This is a genomic window from Schnuerera sp. (assembly GCF_035459645.1).
In the GTDB taxonomy this organism is placed as follows: Bacteria; Bacillota; Clostridia; order Tissierellales; family Tepidimicrobiaceae; genus Schnuerera.
The window spans coordinates 1-6714 of sequence record NZ_DATHXO010000483.1; the positions used below are offsets into that span (position 1 = coordinate 1).

General features: G+C 30.7%; 9 protein-coding genes and 1 riboswitch. Of the genes, 4 read left to right on the forward strand and 5 right to left on the reverse strand.

Going from position 1 to position 6714, the window contains the following annotated elements; all coding sequences use genetic code 11:
* On the forward strand, positions 1–1834 hold a 1834-nt coding region (gene ppsA, locus VK998_RS11405; RefSeq protein WP_325228410.1), incomplete at its 5' end, for a phosphoenolpyruvate synthase.
* Between the two features lie 67 nt (positions 1835–1901).
* Here the strand turns inward: ppsA and VK998_RS11410 are convergent.
* Positions 1902–2111: a CDIF630_02480 family spore surface protein gene (locus VK998_RS11410; RefSeq protein ID WP_325228411.1), complete on the reverse strand. Its 210-nt coding sequence runs from the start codon at positions 2109–2111 to the stop codon at positions 1902–1904.
* A gap of 97 nt (positions 2112–2208) precedes the next feature.
* Between VK998_RS11410 and VK998_RS11415 the strand changes: the two genes are divergently transcribed.
* A complete protein-coding gene (locus tag VK998_RS11415; protein WP_325228412.1) occupies positions 2209–2802 on the forward strand; it encodes an HD domain-containing protein in 594 nt (197 codons plus the stop codon).
* Between the two features lie 98 nt (positions 2803–2900).
* Here VK998_RS11415 and VK998_RS11420 read toward each other — a convergent pair whose 3' ends face one another.
* From VK998_RS11420 to VK998_RS11435, 4 genes are all read right to left on the reverse strand, one after another.
* Entirely contained in the window at positions 2901–3701 is an 801-nt protein-coding gene (locus VK998_RS11420) for a MetQ/NlpA family ABC transporter substrate-binding protein (protein WP_325228414.1), read from the reverse strand.
* Positions 3702–3714: 13 nt separating this feature from the next.
* Positions 3715–4356 carry a methionine ABC transporter permease gene (locus tag VK998_RS11425; protein WP_325228416.1) on the reverse strand — a complete coding sequence of 214 codons (642 nt, stop codon included), beginning with the start codon at positions 4354–4356 and terminating at the stop codon, positions 3715–3717.
* Complete coding sequence (locus tag VK998_RS11430; RefSeq protein ID WP_325228419.1) at positions 4357–5361, reverse strand: methionine ABC transporter ATP-binding protein; 1005 nt, start codon at positions 5359–5361, stop codon at positions 4357–4359.
* A gap of 98 nt (positions 5362–5459) precedes the next feature.
* Positions 5460–5564: riboswitch (SAM riboswitch) on the reverse strand.
* Between the two features lie 85 nt (positions 5565–5649).
* Complete coding sequence (locus tag VK998_RS11435) at positions 5650–5913, reverse strand: YkuS family protein (RefSeq protein WP_325228422.1); 264 nt, start codon at positions 5911–5913, stop codon at positions 5650–5652.
* A gap of 136 nt (positions 5914–6049) precedes the next feature.
* Between VK998_RS11435 and VK998_RS11440 the strand changes: the two genes are divergently transcribed.
* Both VK998_RS11440 and VK998_RS11445 read left to right on the forward strand, forming a co-directional pair.
* Entirely contained in the window at positions 6050–6259 is a 210-nt protein-coding gene (locus tag VK998_RS11440; RefSeq protein ID WP_325228423.1) for a hypothetical protein, read from the forward strand.
* 13 nt (positions 6260–6272) lie between these two features.
* A complete protein-coding gene (locus VK998_RS11445; protein WP_325228425.1) occupies positions 6273–6530 on the forward strand; it encodes a spore coat protein in 258 nt (85 codons plus the stop codon).
* The last annotated feature ends 184 nt before the right edge of the window (positions 6531–6714 follow it).

A 6714-nucleotide genomic window follows, 5' to 3' on the forward strand; every position in this document is an offset into this window, starting at 1 on the left:
ATTCGATCATTTTGAAGTTAGTCTTTCTGTAGTAATACAAAAAATGGTAAATAGTGCAAAAGCTGGTGTCATGTTTACTGCCAATCCAATAAATAACAATAAAGATGAAATAATGATTAATGCCAGTTGGGGTTTAGGTGAAGCAGTTGTATCAGGATCTGTTACTCCGGATGAGTACATTGTTGACAAGAAAAAAAATGGCATAATAGAAAAACATATTGCAGAAAAAACAACTATGATAGTCAAGAAGGACATAGGGGTTGGCACAACTGAAATAAATGTAGGTAATTATTTAGGTTATGAAAATATCAACAAACAATGTCTATCTGATGATGAGATAATAGAATTATATAATTATGGATTGAAAATTGAGGAAATGTACGGAAGTTTTCAAGATATAGAATGGGGATTTGACAAGGATACTAACAAACTATATATATTACAATCCAGGCCTATTACTACTTTAAAAGGAGGGACTACATTGGAAAAAGAAATTGCACAGGAAGAACTGAAAGCATTAGTCAGAGGTTTAGCAGCTTCACCTGGTATTGGCACAGGGAAGGTTAAAAACATTAAGGATATATCAGAAATTGCAAGAGTAGAAGAGGGAGATATTTTAGTTACTATTATGACCAATCCTGACATGGTGCCAGCTATGAGAAGGGCAAGTGCAGTAGTAACAGAGGAAGGTGGTAGAACTTGCCATGCTGCCATAGTTTCAAGAGAATTAGGAATTCCATGTATAGTTGGAGCTAAAGGGGCTACTGAAGCATTGAAAGAAGGCATGGAAATAACTGTAGATGCAAAAAGAGGAGTCGTATACAAAGGGGTAGTTCTTCAAGAAGATAAAAAAGAAGAAGATTCAAAAGCATCATCAGGATTAACCATTGATGCAGATTTATTAAATCAATTAGCACCTATTACAGCTACTAAAATATATATGAATCTAGGAGAACCTTCTATAATAGGTAGATATAAGGACCTACCTTTCGATGGAATTGGGCTTATGAGAACTGAATTTATCTTTACAAATTTAGTAGGTGCTCATCCGATGTATTTAGTAAAGACTGGACAAGGACAATTATTAATAGACAAGATGGCAGAAGGGATTACAATGGTAGCCCAAGAAATCTATCCACGGCCAATAGTTGTAAGGCTAAGTGATTTTAGAACCAATGAATTTAGAGGTCTTAAAGGCGGGGATGAGGTAGAGCCGATAGAAGCAAATCCAATGATAGGATGGAGAGGAGTATCGAGATATATATCTCCTGAATATGAAGAAGGTTTTAGACTAGAATGTAGAGCTATGAAAAAAGTTAGAGAAGAATTTGGTTTAGAAAATGTTTGGGCTATGTTACCCTTTGTAAGAACCACTTGGGAATTAAAAAAGGTAAAACAAATAATGGCAGAAGAAGGATTAGTTCAAGACAAAAGTTTTAAAATTTGGATTATGGCAGAAGTGCCATCGGTAGTATTTGAAGCAGAAGAATTTGCTCAATTAGTAGATGGATTTAGCATTGGTAGCAATGACTTAACCCAATTGGTAATGGGAGCGGATAGAGACTCAGGTATATTAAACAATATGGGGTATTTCGATGAAAGAAATGAAGCAGTTAAAAGAGCTATATCCATACTAATAAAAGCAGCCCATAAATATGGTAAGACAATATCAATATGTGGTCAAGGTCCATCTCAATATCCAGAGTTTGCAGAATTTCTAGTTCAAGAAGGGATAGATAGTATAAGTGTTAACCCAGATACTGTAGCTTATACTAGAAGATTAGTTGCAACAGTTGAACAAAGAATGATATTAAATAAAATTAGGAATCTATAATATTTATATAGATTTAACAAAACTAATAGACCCTTTCATAATAAAAAGTAGGAGTATAAATAAACTCCTACTTTTTATTTATATCATCAACCCATTCCTTTGCCTCAATAATAGCATCAAGAGTAGGAATAGCTACATTGGTATTTGCAAATCTTTTTTTCACATTATAAAAAGCATCTGTTGTTGTATTTAAATTTTTTGGTTCTCTATACATTTGGTATCCTATATTTGATTTAATTGTAGCTTTTTCTTTAGAACTTGAATTTTTGTTTTCCATCCAAATCCCTCCCTCTATTTATTATTTACTCAATTGATGAAAATATGTTAAACTAATATGGTAATAATATCTTTAATAAATAGGAGGAGATGATATTTTGACTAGTGAAAGATTACTAAAGGATATAGAGTTTATAGTAGAATTGGATAAGATGAAATCTATACTTAGACAAACTAGCTTAATCGATAATTCAAAAAGAGAAAATGATGCAGAGCATTCGTGGCATATTTCTGTAATGGCAATGGTTTTATCAGAATACTCCAATCAAGATATAGATCTGTGTAAAGTAATAAAAATGCTTTTAGTACATGATTTAGTAGAGATATATGCAGGAGATACTTTTTGTTATGATGTAGAAGGAAACAAAGATAAAATGGAAAGGGAATTAAGGGCGGCAGATAAGATTTTTGGTATGTTAACAGAAGAAAAAGGAAAAAAATTAAGAAAATTATGGGATGAATTTGAAGAAATGAAAACTAAAGAAGCCCTATTTGCAGCTTCTATGGATAGGTTACAACCATTATTTAATAATTATTTCTCTAATGGAGGAACATGGAAAAAATTTGATGTTTCAAAAAATGATATATATAAAAGGATAGCACCTTTAAAGGAAACTTCAGATGAATTATGGGATTTTACTAAAAATATGATAGAAGATGCTTTTGAAAAAGGATATATTACTAGAGAATAGGTTTGTTAATTGACAATAAACTATTATAGTTTATATATAATTTATACTTTAAAAAGGAAATTAATGTACAATAAATGGGCGGTCTATGACCGCCCTAATTAGAATGCAGGTATAACTCCGCCTCCATAATTTTCTTCAATAAAATTTTTGACCTTTTCACTTTGTAGTACTTTCATCAGTTTAATATATTTTTCTTCTTTTTCTTCCCCGGCTCTTATAGCTATTATATTGGCATAAGGAGAATCTTCTTCTTCTAATATTAAAGCATCTTCTGTAGGGACCAAGCTAGCTTCTAAGGCATAATTCCCATTGATAATAGCACTATCCACTTCATTTAATACTCTTGGTAAATAAGCAGCTTCTAAAGCTGTGAATTTTAAATTTTTAGGATTTTCAATAATATCATTTTCTGTAGCTAATATTCCTGCTTCAGGATCTAATTTAATTAATCCATATTTTTCTAACAGGATTAAGGCTCTTCCTCCATTGGTAGGGTCGTTTGGAAAAGCGACTTCACTACCATCTTCTAATTCATTAATTGAGCCATATTTTGTTGAATATAATCCCATTGGTTCTACATGTACTCCACCAATAGAAACTATATCAATGTTTCTTTCTTCTCTAAAATTGTTCATATAAGGTTCATGTTGGAAGAAGTTTGCATCTAATTCTTTTTCATCTAAAGCCAAGTTAGGTTTTACATAATCATCAAATTGAATTATTTCTAATTCAATTCCTTCTTCCTTTAAATCTTCTTCTATGAATTCAATTAATTCCCTATGAGGTCTAGGAGATACTCCTATTTTAATTAAATTATCAGCGCTTTCCTCGTTAGTACATCCCACTAGGGATGAGAAAATCAAAATAATCGTTAAAGTTATCAATGCAATTTTTTTCAATTTTTATTCCCCCTTATTTTTTATTTATATTTGTTGATAATTTATTTCCTAAATACTGTATACCTTGAACCAACAATACTATTACAAAAATTGAAACCCACATAATATCATATTTATATCCATATAATCCATATCTAATTGCTACATTTCCTAATCCTCCACCTCCAATGGCTCCTGCCATGGCTGAATAACCAATTAGATTAATTATGGTCATAGTTATACCTAAGATTAAAGATGGCATAGCTTCAGGAATAAGTACCTTAAAAATAATTTCAGGTATAGTAGCTCCCATAGAAAGGCTTAATTCAATTACTCCTTTATCAACTTCTTTTAAAGAAGATTCAATTACGCGTGCTACAAAAGGCCCAGCTGCTATAGCAAGAGGAACGATTGTTGCAGTAGTTCCAATGGATTGACCTACAATTATTCTTGATATAGGGAACACTATAATCATAAGTATTATAAAAGGTAAGGAACGTAGAATATTTATAATACTATTTAAAATTTTATTTAATACTGGTTTTTCCCATATATTATTTTTTTCAGTAATGACAAGGATAACCCCTAAAGGGAAACCTATAACTAAAGAAAAAAAAGTAGATAAAAAGACCATATATAATGTTTCTAATAAAGATGGAATAATTAATTCAGCCATTTATATCACCTCCACATTTACATTTTCATTATTTAGATAATCCATTGCTTTTTTTATTTCATCTTTTTGTCCAGAAAGCTCAAGGATTAAATGACCCACACTTGTACTTATCAATTCATTAATATTTCCAGATAATATATTTACATCAATATCAAATTTTTTTACCATTTGAGATACTATAGGTTTCTTTGCACTTTTACCTAAAAAGCTCAGTCTAATAAGAGTACCTTCAAATTCAGCGGGTGAGAAATTTTCATCTGGAATATCCGATTTCAAACCACTAATAAAAGCATTTGCAGTGTGAGTTTTAGGATTCTTAAATAATTCTTCTACCTTATTCATTTCTATAATTTCACCTTCTTCTATGATTGCCACTCTATCACAAATATCTTTTACAACCTCCATTTGATGGGTTATCAAGACTATTGTAAGATTGAATTCTTTCCTTATTTTATTAAGGAGATCCAATATAGATTTTGTAGTTTTTGGATCTAAAGCAGAAGTTCCTTCATCGCTTAATAGAATTTTTGGATTGTTAGCCAAAGCTCTTGCGATGGCAACTCTTTGTTTTTGCCCTCCACTTAATTGGGAAGGATAAGCATCTCTCTTATCAGAAAGTTCTACATATTCTAGTAGCGTATTTACTCTAGAATCAATCTCTTTTTTTGAAAGACCTTCTAATTCTAACGGGAAAGAAATATTTTTATATACGTTTTTTTGAAATAATAAATTGAAATGTTGAAAAATCATACCTATATTTTTTCTAGCATTTCTTAATTGTTTTTTATCAAATGATGTAATATCTGATCCTTCAATAAAGATCTTTCCTTCAGAAGGTTCTTCTAATCTATTTATACATCGGATTAATGTAGATTTTCCAGCACCACTTAATCCAATAATTCCAAAAATTTCACCTTTATTAATTTGAAGGTTCACATCTTTTACTGCCCATATTTTATTATTTCCATTGTTAAAACTTTTTGATAGATTTTGTATTTTAATCACTAAATATCCCCCTTTAATATAGCTAATAAAAAAAACCCCTAAATTTTATAGAGGTTAAAAATAATAAAACCTCTTTGCAAGAAAGAGGTTTATTCTCTTTCTTATCTCTCGGTATCAAAGATAATACCGCTGGATTTAGCACCTTGATTATACAGGTTGCTGGGTTTCATTGGGCCAGATCCCTCCACCACTCTTGATAAGAGCTTATTATTTAATTTGTATTTAAAAACTATTCTAATACTATAATCACTATTTGTCAATACCTTTTCAGGTAAAATTTTAATATTTCTATTTATACTTACTTTCTATAATGCTGTGAATTTCTTCTGGAGTATGGCTACTAGCCTCAATAATAGGGACTGGAGGCTTGCTATGAGTAGCTCCACTTGTACCTAAAACGTCTAGTCCAGATACGATAATTGCTTTATACTCATCAGAAGTAATATTCTCCAAATTAGAATTTTTATAAAGAGTATATACATCGTAACCTAAACTTTTTAGATGTTCAATATATGGTGTTAAAGTGTTTTCAACTACTACTTTGTTTTTCATCATCTCACCTCCATTCAAAAATATTATTTCCTCATTTTAAGATAATATTTATGAGTTTTTTTCCATGAATAAATAGAGAAGTTATAAGGCAAAATATTAAATGAAATCAAAACAATTAAATGAAAGGAGTAGTTATATGGCACTAAAAAATCCTATAAATATGGGAAATATAAATCAATTGGAATTACAGAATGTTAGAGAAATTGTAGGTGCACATCAAAATATGGTAACAAAATATGATTTTTACTCTAATCAATGTCAAGATCAACAGCTTAAACAATTGTTTAAGCAATCTGGTCAAGATGCACAAACTACGGTTACAAGTTTTATAAATTCATTGAAGTAGGAGGGGAAAGGGAATGCAAGAAAAGGATATGGTTAATGATGCTATAACTACAACAAAAGCAAGTATTGACAGTTATACTAAAGCTATAACAGAATGTGCTAATCAACAGCTTAGAAGTACATTGCAACAGTTAAGAGATGAAGCAGAACAATTTCAATATCAATTATTTCAAATAGCAGAACAAAAAGGTTATTATGTTCCAGCACCAACTGCTAATTCTAATGATGTCCAACAAGTTAAGTCTGGTCTTACTGGTGGAGGTATGCAGTAAAATTACATTGTCAATCAGAAATATCAGACAGGAGCGCAATCCACTCTCTCCTGTCTGATATAATTTTTTATTGACATTTTGTTATGGTTATGTTACCTTTAAAAGGATACAAAGACCTTTAAACTGAACCAGAGAGTTCAGGAAGGGAAGCGTAAATATGGATATTTCTGCCTTCCTTTAAGAG